The following is a 26,603-nucleotide window of genomic DNA, read 5'->3' as shown; positions in this document are numbered from 1 at the left end:
ATAATTTGTTACAACTTAGATAAGGTGTCGATTTCAACACCTTGATAGTATTAGCTAAAAATGACACTTACCGAACACGATGAGAACGACGTGTCGCTATTGTAGCTGCTGCGCAGACCGCCTATTTTTTAGCAACGCATTGTCTTCGCTTGTTAGGTTAAGTGATGATGTTATCTGGCTAAAGAAGAATAATAAATGAGAACAACTTTACTATGCTCTATGGTGGCGTGTGTGTTAGTGAGCGCGCCGGTGGCGGCCAACTCGCGTGCCGATGTAATGACCAACAATGCCTTTATAAACGCTCCCTCCGATGCGTTTCCCAAAGACGCAAAAAGTTACTGGCGGCAGCGTCAGCAGGCTGTGCAGTATACTCGCCAAGAGCAGTGGCAGTTGGCTTTACCCTTATTAGAGACACTTACAAAAGCATACCGTGATGATGGTGATACATGGTTTCTACTAGGGCATGGCTATATGCTAGATAAACAGTATGAGAAAGCGATACCTGCTTTGGAGCGAGCAATTGCACTAGGGACTATTATCTCAGGAGTGCCCTCCACCTCGTCACCGCCCAACGATATGATGGTTAAAATAGCGCGTTGTTACAGCGCTTTGGGTGAAAGCCAAGCCGCGCTTCAGTGGTTAGAACGAGCACTGGCTTATCGCTGGGATGACCGCAAAAGCTTGCTAACTAGCAAGCACTTTACTGCGTTGGCTACGAACACACAGTTTAAAGCCATTGCCGGGGCCGCGTTGGCTGATAACCTCAGTCGCGACCAACAATGGCTTAAGGATCTCGATTTTTTAGTGGCTGAGATTGAGCGCCTGCACGTCAACGCCTTTCACCACATCAGTCAACAAGCCTTTACCGCGAAAGTACAACAAATAGCTGAGGCGATCCCGAGTCTGAGCGACCAACAAATCGTATTCCAGTTTATGTCATTGCTGGGCAGCCTCGGCAATGGTCACAATTTTATTGTGCCGACGCACTCATTGAAAGGGGCATTTACGCAACTGCCGGTACAATTTTATCGTTTTAATGATGGTTATTTTATTGTTTCCGCCAGTGCTAAATATCGCCATTTGGTAGGGCAAAAAGTGTTGCGTATCGGCAATACACCGATTGCGCAAGTGGTGGACAAGGTAGCCATGGTTAATGCCCGTGATAATGAGATGCAACAATTATGGCTTGCGCCATTTTACCTCTCTTTACCTCAGGTTTTACAGGGAGTGGGGGTGACAACAGAGACAGAGAAAACCGCGCTGACGGTCTCCGATTCGCAGGGGGTGACAACGCACGTTATCTTGCCCGCAGAGTCTTTCAATTTCACCGGGTTTCCGAAGTTACCAAAGCTAGAAGAGCAACATAATCCACTTTATCTGAGTCAGCAGCATCAACCTTACTGGCTCAAAATAAGCCCAGAACAAAACTTAGCTTACGTACAATTTAATCGTGTTGGGCAAAAAAAATCGGAATCACTTGCTGCTTTTAGTAAGCGCATTTCAGGCATAGCTAACGAGCGCCAAGTGCAGAACTTAGTGCTCGATTTGCGTCATAATAGCGGCGGAAATGGCTCGATTATTCCACCGTTAACCAGAGCGTTGCTGCACTTTGCACAAGAGCGTGAGCAAAATAAGCTGTTTGTAATTGTTGGCCGTAATACCTTTTCCGCAGCACACTTGTTACTGGCTGATTTAAATCGCTTAAGTGATGCCATTATTGTTGGTGAACCCAGTGGCAGTCGACCTAATCATCTTGGTGAGAGTGGCTGGTTTAAGTTGCCTTACAGTGGCGTTTGGGGCTTGATTTCATCGCAGTTCCATCAAGCGTCAAAGGCTGAGGACCACCGTATTTGGGTTGCCCCTCATGTGCCGGTGACACTGTCATCAAAGCAGTACTTCAATGCTCATGACCCGGCCATGGTAGCCATTCATGGAATTATTGGCGCGCATAAACACGCGCAGTGATTAGCTTGGCTCGACATCTTGCTCAAGCACATAGCGAATGGCGTGTTCGAGCTTAAGTACGCAGTAGTCATGGCTGTCATGGTGGCCTTGACGTAAAACCTGCTCGAGCTCGCCCGCTGCTTCGGCAATGGCGAAGAAACCAAAACAGCTGGCGCTGCCTTTGATGCTGTGAGCCAGTGACTGCAACTGTTCCCAATCCCCGTCATGGTGGTGGCCAAGCACCTCATCAAGGTACTCAGGTAGCTTTTCCTTATAATTAGCATTAATTTGCAAAAAACGCTCGCTTTGCAAAATATCGTCCCACTGTGAGGCTGCTTCTTGTTGAATGCTCAAGTAGGTGGCTAACGTATGCTCAAGCTCCTGTTTATCAATAGGCTTTCCTAAAGTCTTATCACAGCCAGCACCGAGGTAGCGCTCAATATCATGTTTCATCACGTTGGCAGTTAAGGCGATAATAGGGCCATCATAAGCGGCATGGCGGAGCATTTTGGTGGCCTCTTCTCCGCCCATAACGGGCATTTGCATATCCATAAGAATCAACTGATAGTCTTTGACCAAGGCCTTTTCCACCGCCTCTGCGCCGTTGTTAGCAAAGTCAGGCTCAATCCCCCAGCGCTCAAGTAGCAGTGATATTAACGCCTGGTTATCTTTGTTGTCTTCCGCCACAAGAATATCGCCATCAAAGCGCTGCTCGCTCAGGGCCGGACGTTCGCTGTAAACTGGCTGCATTTGTGCGTGGTCGTAGTAATAATCCTGTTCGGTATATTGTTGATAGCAAGCAACATGAATAGTGAATTGACTGCCGACCCCTTGTTGGCTTTGTGCCCAAATATCACCGCCGAGTAGCTGCGCCAAGTTTTTAGCAATACAGAGGCCAAGGCCGCTGCCGCCAAAACGTCGTGTAGTGGTGGCATCGGCTTGTTCAAAGGGCTTAAATATACGGTCCAGTTCTTTATCTGAAATACCAATACCCGTGTCGGTAACAACAAACTCCAGCATGCCACTTTGATAGCGAATGCTCATATGCACGCCACCTTGGGTGGTGAACTTCACCGCATTAGTGAGAATGTTTAAAAGGATTTGCTTTAATCGCGTTTGATCGCTGCTTAAATATTTGGGCAGCGGGAAGTGATAGTCAATATCGAATTGCAGTTGTTTTTGCTGCGCTTGAGGCTCGACAATGGACTCAAGATCATGGAGTAATTCGTATAGCGACACCGGTTCATGATTCATATCCAATTTCTCAGCTTCGATTTTCGATAAGTCGAGAATGTTATTAATCAGTTCCAGCAGGTGGCGTGAATTGCGCAGTACCGTCGCGAGCTGGGTGTGCACTTTTTCTTCTTTTATCTTATTGTTATCAAGCAGTTGCTCTGTGAACCCCATAATTGCCGTTAGCGGAGTGCGGATCTCATGACTCATATTGGCTAGGAAGCGACTTTTAAGTTGGTTGGCTTGCTCGGCTTGTTCAATGGCGAGCTCTAACGCCTTATTGGTTTTTTCCAGCTCCAAGGTGCGCGCTTCTACCTTTTGTTCCAAGGTGTTTTTGTATTCTTCAAGCTCTCCCTGGGTGTGGTAAATTTTATTAACCATGTGATTGAAATCACTAAAGAGTTGGCCTACCTCGTCCTTGCGATCATCGGGTAGGCGTACGGCAAGGTCATTCTCGCCAACGCGGTGACTGGCCGCCCCCAGCTGTTCGATAGGGTTTAACAGCAAGTTACGTACAACAATAAAAATGAGTATTGGCAGAGTGATAACAGAGATCATCACAATTAAGGCGGTGATCAAGCTAATGACTTTGCCAGACTCGTACAGTAATTCCTTCGGAATACTGGTAATGAAATAGTGGCCTCCGGCCATTTGCACCGCATACACCAAGCGTTGTGTGTGATCAATACTGTGTAAGGCGAGCTCGTTGAGGCGACCATTATCGGCCCATAAGCTAATTTTACGCAGCTCTTCGCTGGCGATACTTTGGCCTCGCAGGGCGTGGTTAGAGCTAAATAGAATTTTCCCTTGCTCAGTGAGCATCAAGTTGAGGGTATTGTTGTAGGGAGACTCTAAAATCGCTGTATTAAGTACTGTTGGCTGCACGCGCATAATTACGTAGCCCAATAAAATAGGGCGCTCTAAGTGGTAATCTGGGGTAAATACCTTTTGCACGAAGTACAGTGTGGTTTCGCCGCGTTCATTTTGCACCATAAATTGCTGGCGGCGCAGGGAACTGGCGCTGAGTTTCTCAAAAAATGGGTATGCCTGCGGTGCGGACTCTAATTTCGTTGAAAAGTAAGCGTAACTTTTTTGCTGTGGCGACACTAAGTTAATACTGAGTATATCTGGGTAAGCTTGGGTGTAGCTGCCAAACACATCCATTAGCGCCGCTAAACGTTCGGTATAGCGGTCGCTGCTCTGATGTATTTCCGGCACAAAGTCTTGCAGTACTGGTGAGCTTGTTAACAGCTCGGTGGTTGAGTGATAGACATTAAGGGAGTGAAACACCTTATTTTGCTGCTGTTCGACAAAGCGGCTTACAATGAGCTGTGTTTGTTGTTGTGAGCTTGAAGTTACGTTGGTCAAGGTAAAGCCACCTAAAAACAGCAAGGGCAAAATCACCACCGGAGTGATATACCATAGTAATCGTATACTTAACTTACTGGTTTTCATGGTATGGGTGCGGCTCCTTGCAACGTAAAAAACAGCTTACTAACTCAAACGAACGAAAAATTATACAAAATTGCTTAGCAATAATACACATGGCAATGCGTAGAAGTCACTTTTGTCGGTATTAGGCGCTTTTGTGTGCATGCTAAAGTCGGTATAATCACGCGTAATAATCTCTAAATTAATTCCCGGCTTGGTTCGCGTTTAGTGCCGGGTCGACTATTCATAAGTGACCGCATGTCAGAGTTAACACAACAAATTAGTAAACGTCGTACTTTTGCGATTATTTCACACCCCGATGCGGGTAAAACCACCATTACCGAAAAAGTTCTATTATTCGGACAAGCCATTCAGAAAGCGGGCACAGTTAAAGGCCGAGGGTCAAACCAACACGCTAAGTCAGACTGGATGGAAATGGAAAAAGAGCGTGGCATCTCGGTGACCACCTCGGTAATGCAGTTCCCTTATAACGAGCGTTTAGTTAACCTGCTAGATACCCCAGGGCACGAAGACTTCTCTGAGGATACCTACCGTACTTTGACCGCCGTGGATTCGTGTTTGATGGTGATTGATGCCGCTAAGGGTGTTGAGGACCGAACTCGTAAGTTAATGGAAGTCACCCGTTTACGTGACACCCCCATCGTCACCTTTATGAACAAACTGGACCGTGATATTCGCGATCCAATGGAGTTATTGGATGAGGTGGAAACTGAGCTCAATATGATGTGTGCCCCCGTAACCTGGCCCATTGGCTGTGGTAAGGAATTCAAAGGGGTCTATCATTTGCACCGTGACGAGACGATTTTGTATCAAAGCGGTCAAGGCCATACCATTCAAGAGTTGCGCATCGTCAAAGGGCTGGATAACAGTGAATTAGACGAAGCGGTGGGTGAGAGCTTAGCGCAACAACTGCGCGAAGAAATTGAGCTGGTGCAAGGAGCGTCCAACGAATTCGATTTAGAGTTATTTTTGAGCGGTGAGTTAACCCCAGTTTACTTCGGTACTGCGTTGGGCAACTTTGGCGTTGATCATATGCTTGATGGCTTGACCGAGTGGGCTCCGGCCCCCTTACCGCGCGCCACCGATGATGGCAACAAAGTGGGTGCTGAGCACGAAAAATTCACAGGCTTTGTGTTTAAAATTCAGGCCAACATGGACCCCAAACACCGTGACCGTATTGCCTTTATGCGTATTGTCTCGGGCAAGTACAGCCAAGGCATGAAGATGAACCACGTACGTATAGGCAAGCAAATCAGTATTTCTGATGCGGTGACCTTTATGGCCGGTGACCGCGAGCGTGCTGAGCACGCCTATGCCGGTGATATTATTGGCTTGCACAACCATGGCACCATCCAGATTGGTGATACTTTCACCGACGGAGAAAAGCTTAAGTTCAGCGGTATTCCTAACTTTGCTCCAGAGCTATTCCGCCGTATTCGCCTTAAAGATCCACTTAAGCAAAAGCAGTTGCTTAAAGGCCTCGTACAGCTATCGGAAGAGGGCGCGGTGCAGGTGTTTAGACCGCTTGCCAATAACGACTTAATTGTTGGCGCCGTTGGGGTGCTGCAGTTTGATGTTGTGGTTGCACGCTTAAAAGCCGAATACAAAGTGGATGCTATCTATGAAAGTGTCAACGTTAATACGGCGCGCTGGGTAAGCTGTGATGATGTGAAGAAATTTGAAGAGTTCAAGCGCAAGTGTGAGCAAAACCTCGCCTTAGATGGCGGAGATAACCTGACATACATCGCCCCAAGTCGCGTAAACTTGAACTTATCCATGGAGCGTTACCCAGAGGTAACCTTTAGCGAAACGCGCGAGCACTAAAGCGCCACTGAGCAACTGTATTAATCGTGGTCAGCCCTCGCTGGCCCTTATTGCAAGGTAACTGCAACTATGAACATTAAGCAAATTCTGATTGAAAAAGCCAACGCTGCGATGATCGCTGCGGGACTTGAGCAAGGCACGAATCCAGCGGTGACGCAAAGTACGCGTCCGCAATTTGGTGATTACCAAATTAACGGTGCCATGGGCGCCGCGAAAAAGCTAAAAACTAATCCGCGTGAACTAGCGCAAAAAATTATCGATAACCTGGATGTGAGCGATATCGCCGCCGAGGTTGAAATAGCAGGCCCAGGCTTTATTAACATTCACCTCAAACCGGCGTTTTTAGGCGCCAGTGTCGAAGCGGCAAGCCAAGACGATAAACTCGGTGTGGCGCAGCACCCGCAAGCAGATACAGTGGTGGTGGATTACTCATCGCCCAACCTTGCTAAGGAAATGCACGTGGGCCATTTACGTTCCACCATTATCGGTGATGCCGTGGTACGTGCCTTGGAGTTTCGTGGTGATAAAGTAATACGGCAAAACCACATGGGCGATTGGGGTACGCAATTTGGTATGCTTATCGCGCATTTGGAAGACATGCTTAATGAGGGTGTTGATCTAGAGTCCGTAGCGCTTGCTGATTTAGAGACATTCTATCGTGACGCCAAAAAGCGTTTCGACGATGAGGCCGGTTTTGCTGATAAGGCGCGCGAGTATGTTGTGCGCCTACAACAAGGCGATGCGCACTGTAATAAGCTGTGGCAACTTTTCATTGATACCTCGGTCAAGCACTCCGAAGAAGTATACAAAAAGCTGAATGTCACCCTGACTCGGGATGATATTAAAGCGGAAAGTGCCTACAACAGTGAGTTGCAGCGCATGATTGAAGTGCTTAAAGAAAAAGGACTGGCGCAGGAAGACCAGGGTGCGCAAGTGGTCTTTTTAGATGAGTTAGCCAACAAAGACGGTGAGCCATCGGTGTTCATCGTGCAGAAATCCGGCGGTGGCTTTTTATATTCAACCACAGACCTTGCCGCTTGTGATTATCGCTCTAATGAATTGCAAGCCGACCGTATCTTGATTTTCGTTGATGCTCGTCAAAGCCTGCACTTTAGCCAAGTTGAGCTGACAGCACGCAAGGCCGGCTTTTTACGCGAACAAACCAGCTATGAATTCTGTCCTTTTGGCACCATGATGGGCGAGGATGGTAAACCGTTTAAGACCCGTACTGGCGGTACCGTTAAACTTGCCGATTTACTCGATGAAGCGGTGACTCGCGCCAAAGCAAAGCTCGCCGATAGCGACTCTCCTCATAGTGCGCAAGAGCAAGAAGAAATCGCCCGAAAAGTGGGAATCGGCGCGGTAAAATACGCCGACCTATCGAAAAACCGTACCAGTGACTACATCTTTAACTGGGATACCATGTTGAGCTTTGAGGGAGCCACAGCGCCTTATCTGCAATATGCCTATACGCGAGTGAAAAGTATTTTCCGTAAAGCCGGCATTGATAGCACCACTCATCAGGCTCCGGTTGTGATTGCTGCGCCACAAGAAAAAGCGCTGGCTATCAAGCTGATGCAATTTGAAGAAGTGCTGGACCAAATGATCAGCGATGCCACACCACACGTATTATGTGGGTACTTGTATGAGCTGGCGAGCTTGTATATGAGCTTCTATGAAGCTTGTCCGGTACTTAAAGAGGGCGTCAGCGACGCAGATAAAAATAGCCGCTTGGTGCTGTGTTCATTGGTAGCAAAAACCTTGCACAAAGGGTTAGACCTGCTTGGCATTGAGGTGATGGAGCAAATGTAATCAGCTCAATGTTTGCTGATATCCCTCTAATCGACCGAACCGCGCGCTTTATCCAAAGTCGGCTGGTGGAGAGGTCGATTACACCATCCCCCAATAGGCTTTGCTTTGGAACAAGCTGAGTGGCTGGGTAAGGTGACATAGCTTGATTGATTGTCGGGTATTCTTGGCGCTTAGTGAGAAGGAATGAATATGAAATTGGAAGATATTCGTCGTGAGTATTTGCAAGGTGGATTAGATGAAACCATGCTCGATGCGACGCCAGTAGCACAGTTTGAAAAGTGGTTACAACAAGCCATTGATGCGCAAATCCCCGATCCGACGGCCATGGTCGTTGCCACCGTTGACGAGCAGGGTCAGCCTTCGCAGCGTATTGTGTTGCTTAAGCATGTCGATGAGCAAGGGTTTGTATTCTTCACCAACACCGGCTCACGCAAGGCGCAGGAACTTGCCCAGAATAATAAAATTAGTCTGCACTTCCCGTGGCACATGTTTGAGCGTCAAGTCATTGTTTACGGCGAGGCCAAACCGTTGCCAACATCGCGAGTGGCAAAATATTTCTTATCGCGGCCAAAAGAAAGCCAGTTAGCGGCATGGGCTTCTAGCCAAAGTCGGCCGGTGTCATCACGTCAGGCGCTCATGGAAAAGTTTGCGCAAATGAAAAGTAAATTTGCTAAAGGTGAAATCCCGCTGCCTGATTTTTGGGGAGGATACTGTGTCGAGCCGACTAAGGTCGAGTTTTGGCAAGGAGGAGCGCATCGCCTTCATGATCGCTTTATGTATCGTCGTCAGCCAGATGGAAGCTGGCGTGTCGAGCGCCTAAACCCTTAAATGCGTTTTATCGATTCTCATTGCCACCTCGATTTTAGCGAGTTCAATGGCCAGCGAGAGGCGATAATAGCGAATGCCCAAGCGTTGGGCGTGGAGCAGTTTATTGTGCCTGGCATTAGCTTGGCGCAATCTCAGCAGTTGCTCGACTTTAGCCAGCACCATGGACCTACTCATATCGGTGCTGGTTTACATCCCTACTTTCTATCGCAACACGCGAGTGAACATATAGTCGGCCTAGGCGAACTGGCAACAGCGCATAAGCACCGTTGGTGCGCCATCGGAGAGTGCGGCCTTGATCGCAGTATTGGAGAAATGGACAAGCAAGTGGCGCTCTTTGAAGCGCAGATTGCCTTAGCGAATGAACTGGCGTTGCCACTCATTGTTCATCACCGTCAGAGCCATGACTTAATCGCCGCGAGTTTTAAGCGTTGTCAGCCGCGTTATGGCGGCGTGATCCATGCGTTTTCTGGATCCGAACAAGTGGCTAAATACTATATCAAGTTAGGCTTTAAATTGGGTGTGGGCGGAACCATTACCTATGCTCGATCGGTCAAGACCCAGCAAGCACTGCGTAGTGTCGCAATAGAGCATCTGTTATTGGAAAGTGATGCACCGAGTATGCCGCTTTGCGGATACCAAGGGCAAATCAATACGCCAGAGCGTATTCCTCAAGTGTTTATAGCCCTAGCACGGCTATTGCAATGCCAAGACCTCAGCGCCTTAAGTGAGCAGCTCTATTTTAACTGCTTAGCTTTTTTACGAAAGTAACGCTTTAACTGCCAACGTTTTAATCCTCGTCCAAGCTGCCAAGTGAATACGCAGGTGATCAATAGCATAAGAAGTACTTGGCGACCGACCTCATGAAAATATCGGTGACTGTCATCAATGGCGACTTGGGGCAGGTAATTAACGCGAGCAAAACCGATGGGCTTATTGCTTTGCAATGAGGTGATGGGGATGACAATAGGTTGACTCAATTTACTCACCCCCGGGGTCGCTTGTGTCACCCCAAACTCACGTTGATAGGGACTAAACGCCTCACTGAGCGCCATCGCAGTGCCGTGGGCATCATAAATGGCTGCACTTTGGATACTCGAGTCTGTACTCAATTGATTGGCCAAATGTCCCAAACGAGGCTTGTTGCTCTGCTCCAAAGGCTCCGCTGCGGTCAAGGCTAACTGCTCGGTGAGGCTTTTGGCATATTGATAGCTTTGCTGGTAGAGCATTTGGTGGCCTTGAAAGCTGGTATTAAAGGCCATCCAAGTCAGTAATACAAAGCAAAAAGCGGCAAACACCAAGCGCAGTAGCCGTTGCCACTGCGATGTTCGAACCGGATTTTTCACTTGTTTATTTTTCATATCATGGGTGTACTTACTGACTTTCATTGCTAAGGGTGGTTAAATTAAGCATCCGTTGTCATCAGCTAACGTGTTCACCTATTTGGAGTTTTAATGTCGCACCAAAGCATGCTCTTGTCTACTTTAGCACAGCAAGACGATTTGTCTTTACAGCAAACCCTAAGTTTAAATACTTGGTATTCTTTTGACGATTCGCCTTTAGTGGCAAGTCAGCAGAGCGAACAGCCACTGGCTTATGTCAGTGTATTTGGTTTTCAACTGGGCATGCACGTTGCTCAACTGGCACAGCAGCTGCGTGACTGGCAATGTCAGGTGCAGGCGGTGGTCCGGTATCACGCCGATGATGATTTACCTCCAGGGTTTGCGTTCGCGATTGCTAACCCCCAGGCTGAGCTTAACTCTCAGCTCAAGCAATATGCAGCTGAAAACGCAGTGCAGTGCGCGCTGCTGAGCAACCCGCCACGTTTACATACACCCGGCTTATTAGTGATGGATATGGACTCGACGGCGATCACCATCGAATGTATTGATGAAATTGCGCGCTTAGCAGGGGTGTACGACGAGGTCGCTGCGGTCACCGCACAAGCGATGGGTGGGCAGTTGGAATTTAGTGACAGCCTGCGTCAGCGCGTCGCGAAACTAGCGGGCGTCGAGTTGTCTTTGCTTGCAGAGCTTAAAGAGCAGCTTCCCTTGATGCCCGGGATCGACCACCTATGCGCAACGCTAAAACGCCATAATTGGCATTTGGCCATCGCCTCGGGAGGATTTATTCCATTTGCTGAGCAGGTACAAAAACAACTCAAACTAGATCGTATTCATGCCAATCAATTAGCAGACGATGGCCACGTGCTAACCGGAGTGGTCAATGGGGATATTGTTGATGCGCAAGAAAAAGCACGCTTTTTATTAGCTTACTGCGATGAGTTGGGCGTGGGCGCAGAGCAAACGGTGGCCATCGGTGATGGTGCCAATGACCTGCTGATGATGCACGCAGCTGGGCTAGGTGTTGCTGTTCACGGTAAGCCTAAAGTGGTGGCGCAGGCTCCCACCGCCATCAATGCTGGCAGTTTGGCGCAGATACTGTATCTACTCAGTATTCCCGCGTTCAACTAACCTAAACGCTGTAGCCACAGGTTGCGGCGTTCAAGCATTTTTTGATAATCCTGAACCTCTATATCACAGAGCTTTGGCACTAACTCATCAATAGCGAGGGCATCAATTACGCCCTCAACACGCCATAGCGCTTGCTCTAACTCCTTGGCTTTATGCAACGCATAGTGACTGATGTATTTTAGCTCACTGATCAGGTATTTCGTGTCTGGTCGGCCAGTTTTCGATAAATGCAGGCGAAACGCAAACAACAAGCCCGATTTAAGCGCCTTGTTCACAAAAGGCAGCAATGAGCTGTAGTCCTCTTCGGTGCTAATACAGCGGCTGGTGACTGCACCACTGAGGTCGTCTTTTTTAAGGTTTAAGCGAATAAACAGGTCGAAAGTTTTGGGCTTATCTTGGCGGTTTCCATCGCGTAGGGTATCACTGAGCTGTTGGAACTCCTTGATACTCAGTAAGGGTTTTAAGTTTATTTGCGTAGAGAATTCACCAAACTGACGCCAAATATGGTGAATCGCGCTTTGATAACGTCCTTCACCTATTGCACCAAGCTCCAGGTGTGCTTCTTCTTTGGTAATATACAGCGGTGTTTGCGCTAGATTCTTGACCACAATATTGCGCAAGGCTTTGGATAGCCCCGGCACTTTCGGCTCTTCCTCACACACTTGCAGTTTGTCTTTGTTGTTCTCTACTAGTTGCGAGAAAAACTGTACGCCAACATGGGGTTGCTTACTTTTTTGGTAGGCTTTTAAGTTTAAAATGGTGCCGGTCTTACTGACAGCCATCACCTCGTAAGGTAGCTGAGTGAGCTCAAATTTTTTCGTTATTTCTTGCAGTTGCGGTAAGCGCAGATAAATAACATCGCCTTTTTTGGTCTCAGGCGCTGGTTGGCTCAGCTCTATTTGCATTCCTAGTACACTGAAATCACGAGATTGTGCTGACATCGGCGCTGCCAAACCACTTTCAACAATCACTTCTGTTTGGTACAGATACCGCTTGTGAGCCCGTAAGTTAGCATACTCCAACGCAACGACTTCAAGCTCTGGCTCTGCCACTTTACGATGGCCAAATACTTTGAGCTGGTTGACTAAGCTTTTATCGAGGCGGTAGCGGCGCTTGTGTGCGGTTAAATTAGCAGAGCTCACCTCCGATAAGGTACACAGGTACTTAAGACCCTTTAAATAGCTTTGCACGCGAGCGCTCGGAGGCTTATTAAGTTTAGCAATTGCCTCGCCGGCACTGTCGGGGAGCGAGAGTGGAATATGGGAGTCTTCGCTTTGCACGGGAACCAATTGCAACTTAAATACCCGCCAAGACGGCTTCCTACTGGCATAGGAAAAAAATAACGAGCGTAACTTAGGGTAGGTGGCCAGTTCGATATCGGTGGCGCTGTAAAAGAAGACCTTGCCATTTTGGGTGTGACTAAAGCTGTAAAGTAGGGTTGATTTGACTTGCCCCTTGCGTGCCAAAATGCTGCTTATGCGCTGCGTATTAAGAATACTCGGCAGCACAGAGCGGCGCTCTTCATCACTGAAATAATAGTGAATGTAGGCATTATTCTCGGTGGTAAGCAGCAGTTTAGGGGTGAGCTTTTTATCGTTTACGCAAATGAAACTGAACAGCGAACTGACCCTTGGCAAGTAATACTGCTCATAACCTTTGGTTAAAACCGCATCGAGGGTGTTATCAAGGTTGACCTTGTAGCGGCGTTTATTACCGTTAATAAAGCGCGCTAGAAACTCATCGAATCCAGGGGTTGTCTCGCTACCGGTGCGCTTCATGCGGGCGTAATAAAAGTCGATGGTGCTCGCAGGATCTATGCCCACAATTTCATATTCTAAGCCGTTTTTGAGGCCCAGTTCGAAATCTTCCTCTAGACCGGTAAAGCGAACCTGCACTTTTTGCCCACGCTCAAGCATGGCATGACTAGGCAACTTAAGCTTACATCCCCCCAAAGAAATATCGCTGCTTTTACCTTCAATGGTTTTGTCATTCACCATAACACTGACTTTGATGGTGTAATTCATGCGCTCTTGCTGACGAAAATCATAGGAGGCAAAGTGGATGACACGGGCACTTTTTTCAGTATTTTCCGGCTGTGGTGTTGCACCTTGGCGTAATTGGCGCTGATTGTTCACCTCTTCCATCACCATTTCATAAACGGCCATGGTGTAGTCGCCGAAGCGAGCGACGCCTTTTTCAAAGGTTGCGATGGCTTGAGCATCCATAAAATGCTGCTGACTCTTGTATGAGTAGCTTTGCACTTCACCGGAAGCCGTGCCGCGTAAATCAATGGTGCGACTGCACGGCTGACGAAGACGATTAAACTCCATCTTTATAATAAATTGATCGCCCTTAGGTAGTTGTGCCGTTTTAGCGGCAAAATCGCGGCTAAAGCTCGCCTGCCCGAGGCTTTGCTTGAGTTCGTCAACTAAGGGTTGGTGTTTTAAAAGGGTGTCTTCAGCCATGCATTAAACCATTACCCAGTCGGCAAAAACCGTTATACTGGGTGTCAAATTATTGTTTATTCGTTATTTAAACGATTTATCCAGCAAAAATTATGCCCGTAATATGGTAAAAAAGAAAACAGCTTTTGTATGTAATGAGTGTGGTGCTGAGTTTGCGCGTTGGCAAGGCCAATGTAGCGAGTGCAAAGCATGGAACACAGTAACCGAATTTCGCGTGCCCTCGGTTAAATCGGCGCCACGCAATAGTGCTGCGAGCGGCTATGCCGGCATGGTTGAGGCCAAAATTCAAACTCTGGATGAGGTTAATCTTGAAAGCCTGCCGCGCTTCTCCACCGGGTTTGTTGAGTTTGACCGCGTGTTAGGGGGCGGTGTGGTGCCGGGGAGTGCCATTCTTATCGGTGGCGAGCCCGGAGCCGGTAAAAGTACTATTTTGCTGCAAACCATGTGTGGTCTCGCAGAAAATATGAAAACCCTGTATGTCACCGGGGAGGAGTCTTTGCAGCAAGTGGCTATGCGGGCAAAGCGCTTGGGGTTGCCCACCAATAAGCTACAAACCTTAGCCGAAACCAATGTCGAAACCATTTGCCAGCTGGCGCTAAGAGAAAAGCCCGGGATCATGGTCATAGATTCCATTCAAGTCATGCATATGGCCGATGTGCAATCGGCACCGGGTAGTGTTTCCCAGGTGAGAGAAAGTGCGGCGTACCTCACCCGTTTTGCTAAACAAAATCAAATAGCCATGATCATGGTGGGCCATGTGACCAAAGACGGCTCCTTAGCCGGCCCCAAGGTATTAGAACACTGCATTGATTGTTCTATTTTACTTGAAGGTAGCAGTGATAGCCGGTTTCGTACTTTGCGTGGTCACAAAAACCGCTTTGGCGCAGTAAACGAGCTTGGAGTGTTCGCCATGACTGGGCAAGGGTTGCGCGAGGTAAAAAACCCCTCGGCTATTTTCCTGAACCGCTCACAAGAGCAAACACCGGGCTCGTTAGTGATGGTGGTATGGGAAGGTACCAGACCGCTGCTGGTGGAAGTGCAGGCGCTCGTCGATTATTCGCAGCTTGCAAACCCTCGTCGCGTCACGGTGGGTTTGGAGCAAAATCGCCTCGCGATGTTATTGGCGGTGCTACACCGCCATGGCGGTTTACAAGTGGCCGATCAGGATGTGTTTGTTAACGTCGTCGGTGGTGTCAAGGTCACGGAAACCAGCGCTGATTTGGCTTTGATTGTGGCTTTGGTGTCCAGTTTTAAAAATTATAGCTTGGCCCGTGAGCTGGTGGTATTTGGTGAAGTTGGCCTGGGTGGGGAGATTCGTCCAGTGCCCAGTGGTCAAGAACGACTGCGTGAAGCCGCGAAACATGGCTTTAAACGTGCTATTGTACCCATTGACAATAAACCGAAAGAGGCAATCGAGGGCATGGAAGTCACAGCAGTCGCAAGCTTAAGCGATGCACTCGATGCGTTATTTTAAAGTAATGTCCAAACTAGGAGGGAGCTGGACACTCCCAAGGAAGTCAACATGAAAAAACTACTCATTGTCGGTGCCGTGGGTGCCATCGCCATTGGCGGTTACAGCTATGCCAATTATTATGTGTCGAAAGAAGCGCGCAAGGGCATTGATCAGCAGCTAATGCAAATTCAAACACAAACAGGCCTTGATATCCGCTACGACGAGATTTCTGCCAATGTATTGGACAATGCGTTGGCGTTGGCCGACATTTCTGTCAATGACCACCTCGGCGAGCAAATTGCTCAGATTGAGCGTGTTGAAATGACCGGCTATGAGCCGAATAAGATTTCTGAATATTCTCGTGTCGAAATCAAAGACTTAACTTTCTCAGGCGCCGCAGTGCAAGGCATGGATGAGCTTAAAGGCGAGAATATCAATGTCTTGAGTGAGTTCACTTATGATGAAAAAAGTGGTGATGCGGATATTTTTACCAAGCTCAATGCAGGTAAATTGGCCGATGTTGAGTTTAGCTTTGCCATGACCAATTCACAGGCGTTAATGGCAGTGTCGCAGCAACTAAATGAGATGCAACAGCAATCGCAACAAGAGCAGGGGAATTTACAGCAGCAGCTGGCGCTACAAAGCCAGATGATGAGTGCTGTGACCGAGTTGGTGCCAAAGAAAGTGAGCTTTAAATTAGCCAACAACGGTAAGCTCAAGGCGCTTCTTGAGCGCCTAATTGGCGAGCAAGGCATGACCTATGAGCAATTCCAACAAAATGCCCAGCAACAATTGAGCATGTCACCGGCGCCGGTGGTATTGCGAGAAGCGGCACTGAATTTTATCGAGGGCACGGAGCAGTTTGAAGTCTCTATGCAGGTTCCCGAAAATACCTCGGTGGCAGAGATTAATCAGCAAATGATGACACTAATGGGTAAGCCGGAAGAGTTGGCTAACTACTTTAGCTTGCATGCTGTAGGTAAATAATGATGATCCATAGCGCGCACGGATGTGGGCGGTAAAATTCAAAAAGGCACCTGAAGGTGCCTTTTTTGCTCTTGTAATTATATTATCCACCCTCAGGTCTATACTCAAAACGTTTTTACATCATCAGGAGCGACAATGAGTAAATCGACCTACACTCCACCAAAAGTTTGGCAGTTCGATAGCGAAAGCGGCGGCAAATGGGCAAGCCTAAATAAACCCACAGCAGGAGCCACGTTCGAGCAGCATCTGCCAAGCGGGCAGCATCCCTTTCAGCTGTACTCTATGGCCACTCCCAATGGCCAAAAGGCCACGATTATGTTTGAAGAGTTGCTAGAGCAGGGGATTAAAGACGCCGAATACGATGCTTTTTTAATCGATATTAGCGAAGGCGACCAGTTTGGTTCTGACTTCGTTGCCATTAACCCGAACTCAAAAATCCCGGCGTTACTGGACACTTCAAGCACCCCCGCCACACCGGTTTTTGAATCGGGAGCAATACTGCTTTATTTAGCACAGAAATTTGCCACGCTTATCCCTTCAGAGCCTTATGCAAAGGCGCAGTGTATGAATTGGCTATTTTGGCAGATGGGCAGCGCGCCTTATCTAGGTGGCGGTTTTGGTCACTTTTATGCTTATGCGCCAGAGCCGATGGAATATCCCATCAATCGCTTTACCATGGAAACTAAGCGCCAGTTGGATGTGTTAGATAAGCACTTGGCGCAAAACGAGTATATGGCCGGTGAGCAATACTCTATTGCGGATATTGCTATTTGGCCTTGGTATGGAGCTTTGGTGTTAGGACGGTTATACGATGCTGCTGAGTTTCTCAGTGTACACGAGTATAAGCATGTGTTGGCGTGGGCCAAGAGAATTGACGCTCGGCCTGCAGTAAAGCGGGGCCAACGAGTTAATCGTGTATGGGGTGAGCCGAGCGAGCAACTCAAAGAGCGCCATGCCAGTAGCGACTTTGATACCTAAACCATCAGCCGCTTAGATTGGCGAGAATCTGGGTATTACGCTAGAAGCTCGCCTACTTTAATACCCAAGGCAAAAATACCCACCGCCACTAAAAAGGCAATGAGGGTGATATGGCCGCGACGTTCTTTCGCTTTGTCTTTGTTATTATTGTTAGAGTCCATAAGGTGATCCCTATTGGTTATTGTTGATCAAAAAAGCACAGCCGAAGCTGTGCTTTTTAGTCTACCTAGACAAACCATTTAGTGCAAAATTCGCGCACGTATGGTGCCGTCCACAGCGCTGAGCTCTTTCAATGCCACTTCGGAGTGGTCGCTATCCACATCAATAACGACATAACCTATGTTGTCATCGGTTTGCAGGTACTGCGCGGCTATATTAATGCCATGCTGTGCAAACGCTTGGTTAATTTGTGTCAACACACCAGGGCGGTTTTGGTGAATGTGCAACAGGCGACTGCGATTCGCCAGTTCTGGCAGGGCGACTTCAGGGAAATTGACGGCTGTCATTGTTGAGCCGTTGTCGGAATATTTAGCGAGCTTACCGGCTACTTCCACACCAATACTTTCTTGCGCTTCTTGCGTAGAGCCGCCAACATGGGGGGTTAAAATAACGTTGTCGAATTGGCGCAGTGGCGAGACAAATTCTTCATCGTTTGATTTCGGTTCAACAGGGAACACATCGATGGCCGCGCCGGATAGGCTGCGCTCTTCGAGTGCTTCGGCAAGGGCGTCAATATCGACAACGGTGCCGCGTGAGGCGTTAATCAAGATACTGCCTTTTTTCATGACCGCCAACTCAGCGGTGCCGATGAGGTTCTTTGTTTGCGGAGTTTCCGGCACGTGTAAACTGACTACATCCGATTGCTGCAGTAGTTTAGTGAGGTTTTCTACTTGCTGGGCATTGCCTAAAGATAACTTATCTTCGATATCGTAATAACGCACTTGCATGCCAATGTTCTCAGCCATAATGCCCAACTGAGTACCGATGTGGCCATAGCCTATGATACCCAATGTTTTGCCTCGAGCCTCGAAAGAACCTTCTGCTGATTTCAACCACTGGCCTCGGTGAGCCATCGCATTGCGTTTAGGAATACCGCGCAGTAACAATAAAATCTCACCCAGCACTAATTCGGCGACCGAGCGAGTATTGGAAAATGGCGCGTTGAAGACCGCAATCCCCCGGCGCTTCGCGGCGTCGAGGTCAACTTGGTTAGTACCAATACAGAAGCAACCGACAGCGACCAACTTTTGCGCTGCATCTAAGACTTTTTCTGTGAGTTGTGTACGTGAGCGCAAGCCAACGAAGTGCACGTCGCTAATGCGCTCTACAAGTTCACTTTCAGGTAGCGAGGTTTTAACGTAATCGATATTGCTGTAACCGTTGCGTTTTAGCGTTTCCACCGCACTTTGGTGTACGCCCTCTAGCAAGAGAATTTTAATTTTGTCTTTTGCTAACGATACCTTACTCATGTTCCTCATTCCTCTAACGTGTAGTAGGCCCCTGCGCAGTACCAACGACAACAGCATCGGCACCACGATGGGCAAATAGGCCGTTGGTTACAACACCGACGACTTGGTTTAATGTCTGCTCAAGCGACTTGGCATCAACAATATGCAAATTATGCACGTCCAAAATGACATTGCCGTTATCAGTGGTGACACCTTGGCGATAAACTGGGTCGCCCCCGAGTTTAACAATTTCACGGGCGACATAGCTGCGCGCCATCGGGATCACTTCCACTGGCAGTGGGAACTCACCCAAGGTATCGACGATTTTGCTCTCATCAACGATACATACAAAGCGCTTGGCCACAGCCGCGACAATCTTCTCACGAGTCAATGCCGCACCGCCGCCTTTAATCATTTCATTATTGGCGTTGATCTCATCGGCGCCATCAACATAAATATCGAGGCTACTGACATCATTGAGCTCAAATACCTCTATTCCCAACGCTTTTAACCGTTGTGTTGAGGCTTCAGAGCTGGAAACGGCGCCACGAATCGTGTCTTTTATCGACGCCAGTGCATCAATAAAGTGATTCACAGTAGAACCGGTGCCAACACCAACAATCGTGTCGCTTTTTACATAGTCTAGCGCTGCCCAAGCAGCCGCTTTTTTCATTTCATCTTGAGTCATGGTGTGCTCATTAAAGAGTTAATAGCAAAGGGTTTCGGTTAGTGTATCACTGTGCACCGGGGCGATAAATTGTCTTCGGTGTCACAATATAATCAAGTGGCACATCCCAACTCGCGATCGGTAGTTGCGCCACTTCTTGGCATTGATGGGCAATGCCTATGAGCAGAGGGCGCTGACTTCGATCGGCGGGGATTTGTGCTAATGTGCGGTCATAATATCCGCCACCCATACCCAACCGATTGCCTTGACTATCAAATGCAACCAGTGGCGTTAGAATATAATCTAACTGCGCAACCGGACACACATGACTGCAATTCAACTTGGGCTCCAAGATACCATAGCGGTTTGTGCTCATGGGTGAATTTTCTTCATACCTCTGAAAGAGCAAATGAGTCTTTGAAAAGGGGTGAATAATGGGCAGGTTTGGCACTGCTTGTTTAGCCCACAAGTCTTCAAATATGGGAGATAGGCTGGGTTCTCCATCGTTCGCCAAGTACCCGCCTACTTGGGTCCCTTCAGTAACTTTTGCTACTTGAAGAAAATTAATAATGAGGTCATCGGCGGCACGTTTTTGTTCAGAGGTGGATAAGCTTTTTCTCATTTCCCGCATCTTCTTGCGGATGTCAATACGTTGCTGGTTAAACTGATTCGCACTCATAGCTTAAAAAGTCAGTAATTCGGGGTAGATGAAAGCCAACGCGAGCACACCAAGCAGAAGCACAATCAGCGCGATTAAGGTAAATAAAGGCCAACGTTTGCGACTTGGCTGAGGCGCCAGCTCGAGCTCCTCGTCGAGGCTGAGATCAACGGCAAAATCATCATTCACTTCATTGCTAGAATTTTGCTGCAGCTGATCATTGAGGCGGTTATCCATATCATCAAGACGTTCCTCAAGGCGAATAAGGCTACTGGTAATATAATCAAGGGCCGCCAAAATTTGCTCGTCTCTAGCCGCGGCCGATGCCGTATTCGCGGTCTCATTGGCCGTACTTTGCATGCTTTGCAGTCGTGTACGAATGCCTAACGAAGCCAACACCTTAGCTTGTTTTAATGCTTTGGCTTTATCACTGGGAGCAAAGATACTACGCCCAGTAAAAAACGCTTGCGCCTGCTTGGGTGACAGTTTGAGTTTCTGCTGCAACGCATGTGCGACTTCGGTTTGCTCAAGACCCTCATCGAGGCTGGCGAATACTAACCTATATTGTTCACTCATAGATATCCTGCTGTGCTGATACAGCTACAACGATTGTGTAGTTGTGAGTATAAATCCTTTTTTTTAAAAAGAAAAAGCCCACCATTGGGTGGGCTTTAATAGATACAGTGAGTACCCGGCTTAGTATTTAGCCGCTGCTCCTTGTTCTGGCAGAGCGTTCAAAATGAACTCGCGCAAATCGTTGTTTGAGCTTTCTAAATCAGCTCGACGTAAATACATCATATGACCACTGCGGTAGCCTTTAAAACTCAAGCGTTCTTTCATTTTACCGCTTGGGTCTAGCTGCCACATTGTGTACTTGGCATCAAAATAGTTGGTTGCACCATCGTAGTAGCCTGATTGGATTAGCACATTGAGGTAGGGGTTTTGTGCCATCGCCAAGCGTAGGTTTTCACCAGTGTTGTTATTGCTACGGTCCCAAGGATGCACCGAGCCAAACATGTTGTATTTCACATCGGTTTTGTAATTTAGCTCTTCACTAAGGTAGTAGTTGATAGCCGGTGTGAACGAGTGCAACCAAGAAGTCAGTTCCGCCCAGTAATCTGGACGCTCGCCGGTGTCACGCTTATCAATACCTAAATAACGAGAGTCCAAACGTCCCACTGTTTGCCCGCGCTCACGTAATAGCTCTTTCCAAAAAGACATGGTGGGCACATCGAGGTTGTTGCGCTCAATATAGGTTTCAGAGACACCTGCATAGCGGGCCATTTGTGTAACGATGCGACGTTTTTCATCGTCAGAGATAAAGCCACCTTTGGCCAGCGCAGGGATCAGCTCATTGACAGTGAAGGTTTCTACTTCGCTTAAAAACGGCTCGAGGTCCATGTTTTGGTACTGCTCATCTAGCGCCTTATGATACCACGCTGTGGCAGCGAAGTAGGGCAGACGGTTAGCGGCTTCCACGGGGCCTTCGCGTTTGATACCGATCTCCGTAGGTGATACCAGCACCACACCGTTGAGGTACATCCATTGGCTGTTTTGTAACTCTAACGCCAAACCTGACACTCGGGTGGTGCCATAGCTTTCACCAATTAGGAATTTGGGCGAGCGCCAGCGATTATGACGGTGTACAAAGGTATTGAGCCACTCAGCTAAATATTGAATATCGGCGTTAACGCCAAAGAACATATCCTTTTGCTTGTCGCGGCTAGGCATTTTGCCATCAGCGTCCGGCAGTACGCGAGAGTACCCGGTGTTAACTGGGTTTACATAGACAATATCCGCTACATCTAGCACCGAGTAGGGGTTTTCTTTAACACCGTAGGGTTGGACTGGGTAACCCTCGTCATCAATTTTTAATACCTTGGGACCGGTATAAGCTAGGTGCATCCACACCGACGCCGAGCCAGGTCCACCATTGAATGAAATAAGCAGCGGACGCTGGGTGTCATCATCAACACCATCACGCTTATAGTAGGTATAGTGCAGTGTAGCCACAGCATGGCCTTGGTCGTCCCACACCGGCTGCGTGCCCGTCTCGGCGGTGTACGATAAGCGATCGCCATTGATGCGCGCTTTGTGCTCGGTAATAACTTTACTATCGATATCAATTTGGCGGCTGTGCTGTGAGGCGTCGTGCTGATCGACCTCGGCAACAGCCAGTGGCGACAGTGCCACTGCAAGAGTTAGGCTCAACGCCTTTAATTGTGTTGCGAACATGATTCACCCTTAGTTCCTGTAGTTTTCTCCATTAAAGGAGTTCAAAGTGACAAGTACAAGTTAATGCGACAAGTGGGGAGCAATCACTGTGGCAATACGGGCACTAAAACCACTATCAATGGCCAGTCCCATCGGCGCCAGTCGAGTATCTCGCAATTGACAATCCTTGGGCCGTGGTGCGGCGCTGCTATCCACACTGGCAGCACTGAGGCTATTAGGGTCAATATGTAATAGCGGTGCCATGGCTTGGGCCATTGCCAGTTTAGTGAGCTTTTCGCTGGCACTGATATGGAATATACCGCTTAGGTCGTTGTTCATCATATGCAGCGCATTACTGAGCACATCGGCAATATCGTTAACATCTGTTGGCAAGCGCTGCGCCTCATCGTCAAACTGCCGTTGTCCGGCTTTTAGTTGTGCCGCAATGGTGGTCACAGCCGATTCTTTTAAGTGAGAAACTTCACCGTAAAGTACCGGGATACGAACGATGGCTGCATCGGGGTAGTTTGCTTGTAATAGTGTTTCACTACGCGCTTTGGATTCACCATAGAGGTTCAGTGGGTTGACGGCAGCGCCTTCTTCATAGGGCGGGTGCTGGCCATCAAATACGTAATCAGTACTAATAAATATGAGTCGGCATTGGTACTCGGTGCATAACTGGGCGATACGTTCGGTAACATCACAGTTCAGTTGTATGCTGCGTTGTGGGTCGGTATCAAATTGGTCTGGGTTGCGCTCAGCGGCTGCATGAATAAACACCTCGGGGCGATGCTTTGAAAAAAGCGCGGACAATGCCTCGGTATCGGTCAGGTCGACTTTAACAAGGGGTGGCTGAGCTCGGGAAAAACCTAACCCAATCACTTGGTGATGTGGCGCAAGACGCTGATAAAGCGCACGACCGAGTAACCCGGTAGCGCCGGATAGCATGATAGTAGACATAATAACAACGAAGGTCATCTATTGGTGGAACTCACCCTAGCGACACAAGTTTATAAAGTCAAAGATGTCCTTTAATGCCAAAGTGTGGTTAAATTTGGTCCGCTTAATGAAAGATATTCACCTTGGAGTTGGCGATGGCCCGAGTATTGATTGTTGAAGATAGTAAAGTTGTACAGCAAGTATTGCGCCATTTGCTAACGCAAAAATTTGCCCGTGAATTTATTAAGCACGTTGATTTTGCTTGGAATTATGAGCAAGCTCAAGAGCTGCTTGAGCAGCACACATATGATTTGGCATTGGTTGACATGACCTTGCCAGACTGTGCCAGCGGCGATGCTGCTCGCCTTACGATTGAACATAATGTCGCTTCAGTCATTTTAACCTCGAGTATGGACGAGTCTCAGCGCCAACAGATGCTGGAACTCGGCGTGGTTGATTATGTTATTAAAGATAACCGTGACTCCTACCTTTATGCCGTGCGTCTATTAACGCAGCTACTGCGTAATAAAGGTCTACCCGTGCTGGTGGCTGATGATTCGCAATTAAGCCGACAAGTACTTAAGCAGTTACTACAACGTCAGCTTTATCATGTTATAGAGGCTGAAGACGGTGAACAAGCGCTGGCGATATTGCGTGAAGACACCAGTATCAAGCTGCTGCTATGTGATTATGCTATGCCGAAAATGGACGGCTTCGAATTAGTGCGAGCGGTGCGTAACCACCGAGGCCGTGATGATTTGGCCATTATTGGTATTTCCGGCGCGGGCAACAATGGTTTATCGGCGAAGTTTATCAAATACGGCGCCAATGACTTTTTGACCAAGCCGTTTATGAATGAAGAGTTTCATTGTCGCGTGCTGCAAACGGTAGAGCAGCTGCATTTAATCGAACAAATTAAAGCCACGGCAGAGCGTGATTACCTCACCGGCATGTTTAATCGTCGCTATTTACAAGAACATGGTCGGCGCCTATTTGCAAAAGATAAACACGCTGTCACGGTGGCGCTTATCGACGCCGATAACTTCAAACAGATCAACGACCAGTATGGTCACCAAGCCGGAGACAGCGCGCTTCGACAGCTTGCCCAGCGACTACAGCAGCACCTTGATGAGCATATCGTTGCGCGGTTTGGTGGTGAAGAGTTCGCCGTGTTGGCACATTGTCACGACAGTGCACAATTGCAGCAGCAGCTGGAAAATGTAAACGACTCGCTGCGCGATGAGCCAATAGAGCTAATCGATAGCACGCATACACTAAGTGTCAGCATTGGCTTAGCAGCGATGAATCATCATGACTTCGATGCCTGCTTAAGTGCTGCTGATAAAGCCCTTTATCGCGCTAAGGCGCAAGGTAAATGTCAGCTGGTATGTGAATAACATCATCGCTGTGATGAGTTAACGCACAACTTTGGTCAGAGCGACTGATAAACGCACCACAATGGTGCGTTTTTTTATGCCCTGATAAGTTAATGTGCTGTTAAATAAAGGGAATTTAAACTGGCATAAAGGTTGGATTGGTCCTTAGACAATAATAATGAATATTGCCTAAGGGGGCCGTATGAAAATGATCAGCGCCATCATCAAGCCATTTAAACTTGATGAAGTACGCGAAGCCTTGGCGGAGCTGGGTATAGAGGGGATGACTGTGGTTGATGTTAAAGGCTTTGGCCGGCAACGCGGACACACCGAACTCTATCGCGGCGCCGAATACCAGGTGGACTTTATTCCCAAAATTAAAATCGAAATCGCAACCTTGAGCGACAACGTCGACAGAGTGGTTGAACTCATCACCCAGGTGGCCTCCACTGGCAAAATTGGCGACGGTAAGATTTTCGTTTATGACCTTGACCAAATTGTGCGCATCCGTACGGGTGAGCTCGACGAAGAAGCGATTTAAGGGGAGCCATCATGGAAAATACGGTTGTAGAATTACAGTTTTCACTCAATACCTTTTACTTTTTAATCTCCGGGGTGCTGGTGATGTGGATGGCAGCAGGCTTTGCCATGCTCGAAGCAGGGCTCGTGCGCTCTAAAAACACCACCGAGATCCTAACGAAAAACATCGCTTTATATGCTATCGCTTGCACCATGTACTTGCTGATTGGGTATAATATCATGTACGTGGATAACGCTGAGGGCGGCTTTATACCTAGCTTTGGAGCCTTGATAGGCACCCAAGCCAGTGATGCCGATCATGCGCTAGAGTCTGACTTTTTCTTCCAAGTTGTCTTTGTTGCCACCGCCATGTCTATTGTCTCTGGCGCTGTCGCGGAGCGTATGAAGCTGTGGGCATTCTTAATCTTCTGTGTTGCTCTCACTGGGGTGCTATACCCACTTGAAGGCTACTGGACATGGGGTGGAGGCTTTTTATCGGAAATGGGCTTTATTGATTTTGCCGGCTCAGGCATTGTGCACGGCGCGGGTGCATCAGCAGCGTTGGCCGGTGTGTTACTGCTCGGTGCGCGCCGAGGTAAATACGGTAAAAACGGTGAAATTTACCCCATTCCTGGTTCTAACTTGCCACTGGCAACACTGGGCACCTTTATTTTGTGGATGGGCTGGTTTGGTTTCAATGGCGGCTCGCAGTTATTTATTAGCGATGCTGAGAATGCCACCGCAGTGGGTAAAATCATGCTCAACACCAATGCTGCCGCAGCAGCCGGTGCCGTGGCTTCCTTACTTGTGTGCAAAACTTATTGGGGTAAAGCCGATTTAACGATGGTATTAAATGGTGCTCTTGCTGGGCTGGTGGTGGTCACCGCTGAGCCGGCGTCCCCTTCCCCCTTGCTGGCTATTTTACTTGGCGCGATAGGGGGCATTGCCGTTGTCTTTAGCATTGTCGCTTTGGATAAGGCGCGTATTGATGACCCGGTGGGTGCTATCTCAGTGCATGGGGTGTGCGGTGCTATTGGCTTAATGTTAGTGCCCTTGTCGAACGCTGACGCCAGCTATGCCACGCAGTTAATTGGTTTATTGTGTATCTTTGGCTTCATGTTCGTAGCGTCATTTATTGTTTGGGCCATTTTGAAGAAAACCATCGGCATTCGTGTCGGCGAGGAAGAAGAGCTCAACGGTATGGACCAGCACGATTGCGGTATTGATGCTTATCCGGAGTTTGTGTCTGTACGTTCTAGTTAAGCTCACCCGTTCTCATAGAACGCCAGCCCCAGTGCTGGCGTTTTTTATGCTTATTTGCTGCTGCATAAGTCA

Annotated in this window: 22 protein-coding genes; 12 read left to right on the top strand and 10 right to left on the bottom strand. The window is 48.2% G+C overall.

All coding sequences use genetic code 11. From position 1 onward, the window contains the following. Positions 1 to 195 precede the first annotated feature (195 nt). Positions 196 to 1,965, top strand: a complete 1,770-nt coding sequence (locus tag EXT46_RS15915) for a S41 family peptidase (protein ID WP_130148467.1) — start codon at positions 196 to 198, stop codon at positions 1,963 to 1,965. On the opposite strand, the gene EXT46_RS15910 is transcribed toward EXT46_RS15915, so the two are convergent. Beyond that, positions 1,966 to 4,632 carry an ATP-binding protein gene (locus tag EXT46_RS15910; RefSeq protein ID WP_130148465.1) on the bottom strand — a complete coding sequence of 889 codons (2,667 nt, stop codon included), beginning with the start codon at positions 4,630 to 4,632 and terminating at the stop codon, positions 1,966 to 1,968. It abuts the gene before it with no gap. A 222-nt stretch (positions 4,633 to 4,854) separates the two neighbouring features. Here EXT46_RS15910 and prfC point away from each other — a divergent pair, with 222 nt between their 5' ends. From prfC to EXT46_RS15890, 4 genes are all read left to right on the top strand, one after another. Next, a complete protein-coding gene (gene prfC / locus EXT46_RS15905; RefSeq protein ID WP_026111022.1) occupies positions 4,855 to 6,453 on the top strand; it encodes a peptide chain release factor 3 in 1,599 nt (532 codons plus the stop codon). Between the two features lie 69 nt (positions 6,454 to 6,522). Then, positions 6,523 to 8,265: an arginine--tRNA ligase gene (argS, locus tag EXT46_RS15900; protein WP_022944343.1), complete on the top strand. Its 1,743-nt coding sequence runs from the start codon at positions 6,523 to 6,525 to the stop codon at positions 8,263 to 8,265. A 189-nt stretch (positions 8,266 to 8,454) separates the two neighbouring features. Further along, positions 8,455 to 9,093, top strand: a complete 639-nt coding sequence (pdxH, locus tag EXT46_RS15895) for a pyridoxamine 5'-phosphate oxidase (RefSeq protein WP_022944344.1) — start codon at positions 8,455 to 8,457, stop codon at positions 9,091 to 9,093. Beyond that, the gene (locus EXT46_RS15890; RefSeq protein WP_130148463.1) at positions 9,094 to 9,861 is read left to right on the top strand and encodes a TatD family hydrolase; all 768 of its coding nucleotides are present in this window, start codon (positions 9,094 to 9,096) and stop codon (positions 9,859 to 9,861) included. It abuts the gene before it with no gap. Here EXT46_RS15890 and EXT46_RS15885 read toward each other — a convergent pair. Further along, a complete protein-coding gene (locus EXT46_RS15885; RefSeq protein ID WP_026111023.1) occupies positions 9,828 to 10,451 on the bottom strand; it encodes an AhpA/YtjB family protein in 624 nt (207 codons plus the stop codon). The two genes, EXT46_RS15890 and EXT46_RS15885, sit on opposite strands and share 34 nt — an antisense overlap. A gap of 93 nt (positions 10,452 to 10,544) precedes the next feature. Here EXT46_RS15885 and serB point away from each other — a divergent pair, with 93 nt between their 5' ends. Next, entirely contained in the window at positions 10,545 to 11,564 is a 1,020-nt protein-coding gene (gene serB / locus EXT46_RS15880) for a phosphoserine phosphatase SerB (RefSeq protein WP_240701153.1), read from the top strand. On the opposite strand, the gene EXT46_RS15875 is transcribed toward serB, so the two are convergent. Next, on the bottom strand, positions 11,561 to 14,029 hold the full coding sequence (locus EXT46_RS15875) for a PilZ domain-containing protein (protein WP_130148461.1): 2,469 nt from the start codon (positions 14,027 to 14,029) through the stop codon (positions 11,561 to 11,563). The two genes, serB and EXT46_RS15875, sit on opposite strands and share 4 nt — an antisense overlap. A 103-nt stretch (positions 14,030 to 14,132) precedes the next feature. Between EXT46_RS15875 and radA the strand changes: the two genes are divergently transcribed. The 3 genes from radA (at position 14,133) to yghU (ending at position 17,447) form a co-directional block, all read left to right on the top strand. Further along, complete coding sequence (gene radA, locus EXT46_RS15870) at positions 14,133 to 15,503, top strand: DNA repair protein RadA (protein ID WP_026111063.1); 1,371 nt, start codon at positions 14,133 to 14,135, stop codon at positions 15,501 to 15,503. Positions 15,504 to 15,551: 48 nt separating this feature from the next. Beyond that, positions 15,552 to 16,469 (top strand): hypothetical protein, encoded by a 918-nt coding sequence (locus EXT46_RS15865; protein ID WP_022944599.1) that lies wholly within the window; start codon positions 15,552 to 15,554, stop codon positions 16,467 to 16,469. A gap of 135 nt (positions 16,470 to 16,604) precedes the next feature. Beyond that, positions 16,605 to 17,447, top strand: a complete 843-nt coding sequence (yghU, locus tag EXT46_RS15860) for a glutathione-dependent disulfide-bond oxidoreductase (protein ID WP_130148459.1) — start codon at positions 16,605 to 16,607, stop codon at positions 17,445 to 17,447. 35 nt (positions 17,448 to 17,482) lie between these two features. Here the strand turns inward: yghU and EXT46_RS19120 are convergent, their stop codons facing one another. The 7 genes from EXT46_RS19120 to EXT46_RS15830 all read right to left on the bottom strand — a co-directional run bounded on the left by EXT46_RS19120 (position 17,483) and on the right by EXT46_RS15830 (position 23,394). After that, a complete protein-coding gene (locus EXT46_RS19120) occupies positions 17,483 to 17,608 on the bottom strand; it encodes a hypothetical protein (protein ID WP_022944597.1) in 126 nt (41 codons plus the stop codon). 78 nt (positions 17,609 to 17,686) lie between these two features. Then, complete coding sequence (gene serA, locus EXT46_RS15855) at positions 17,687 to 18,916, bottom strand: phosphoglycerate dehydrogenase (protein WP_045980488.1); 1,230 nt, start codon at positions 18,914 to 18,916, stop codon at positions 17,687 to 17,689. Positions 18,917 to 18,929: 13 nt separating this feature from the next. Next, on the bottom strand, positions 18,930 to 19,583 hold the full coding sequence (gene rpiA / locus EXT46_RS15850) for a ribose-5-phosphate isomerase RpiA (RefSeq protein WP_022944595.1): 654 nt from the start codon (positions 19,581 to 19,583) through the stop codon (positions 18,930 to 18,932). 46 nt (positions 19,584 to 19,629) lie between these two features. After that, positions 19,630 to 20,241, bottom strand: coding sequence for a 5-formyltetrahydrofolate cyclo-ligase (locus EXT46_RS15845; RefSeq protein ID WP_130148457.1), 612 nt, complete (start codon positions 20,239 to 20,241; stop codon positions 19,630 to 19,632). Positions 20,242 to 20,244: 3 nt separating this feature from the next. After that, positions 20,245 to 20,796 carry a hypothetical protein gene (locus tag EXT46_RS15840; protein WP_130148455.1) on the bottom strand — a complete coding sequence of 184 codons (552 nt, stop codon included), beginning with the start codon at positions 20,794 to 20,796 and terminating at the stop codon, positions 20,245 to 20,247. A gap of 120 nt (positions 20,797 to 20,916) precedes the next feature. Continuing rightward, positions 20,917 to 22,455 (bottom strand): carboxypeptidase, encoded by a 1,539-nt coding sequence (locus EXT46_RS15835; protein ID WP_053910573.1) that lies wholly within the window; start codon positions 22,453 to 22,455, stop codon positions 20,917 to 20,919. A gap of 60 nt (positions 22,456 to 22,515) precedes the next feature. After that, entirely contained in the window at positions 22,516 to 23,394 is an 879-nt protein-coding gene (locus tag EXT46_RS15830) for an SDR family oxidoreductase (protein WP_165381144.1), read from the bottom strand. A 134-nt stretch (positions 23,395 to 23,528) separates the two neighbouring features. On the opposite strand from EXT46_RS15830, the gene EXT46_RS15825 reads away from it, so the two are divergent. From EXT46_RS15825 to EXT46_RS15815, 3 genes are all read left to right on the top strand, one after another. Then, positions 23,529 to 24,770: a response regulator gene (locus EXT46_RS15825; RefSeq protein WP_053910571.1), complete on the top strand. Its 1,242-nt coding sequence runs from the start codon at positions 23,529 to 23,531 to the stop codon at positions 24,768 to 24,770. Between the two features lie 181 nt (positions 24,771 to 24,951). Continuing rightward, positions 24,952 to 25,290, top strand: a complete 339-nt coding sequence (locus EXT46_RS15820) for a P-II family nitrogen regulator (protein WP_022944590.1) — start codon at positions 24,952 to 24,954, stop codon at positions 25,288 to 25,290. Between the two features lie 11 nt (positions 25,291 to 25,301). Continuing rightward, complete coding sequence (locus tag EXT46_RS15815) at positions 25,302 to 26,531, top strand: ammonium transporter (RefSeq protein WP_130148451.1); 1,230 nt, start codon at positions 25,302 to 25,304, stop codon at positions 26,529 to 26,531. Positions 26,532 to 26,603: the final 72 nt, after the last annotated feature.

This window comes from Pseudoalteromonas sp. CO325X, assembly GCF_004208955.1.
Lineage (GTDB): Bacteria > Pseudomonadota > Gammaproteobacteria > Enterobacterales > Alteromonadaceae > Pseudoalteromonas > Pseudoalteromonas ruthenica.
Note: the sequence above shows the minus strand (reverse complement) of the source record. Positions and strands in the feature narration are given on the sequence as shown.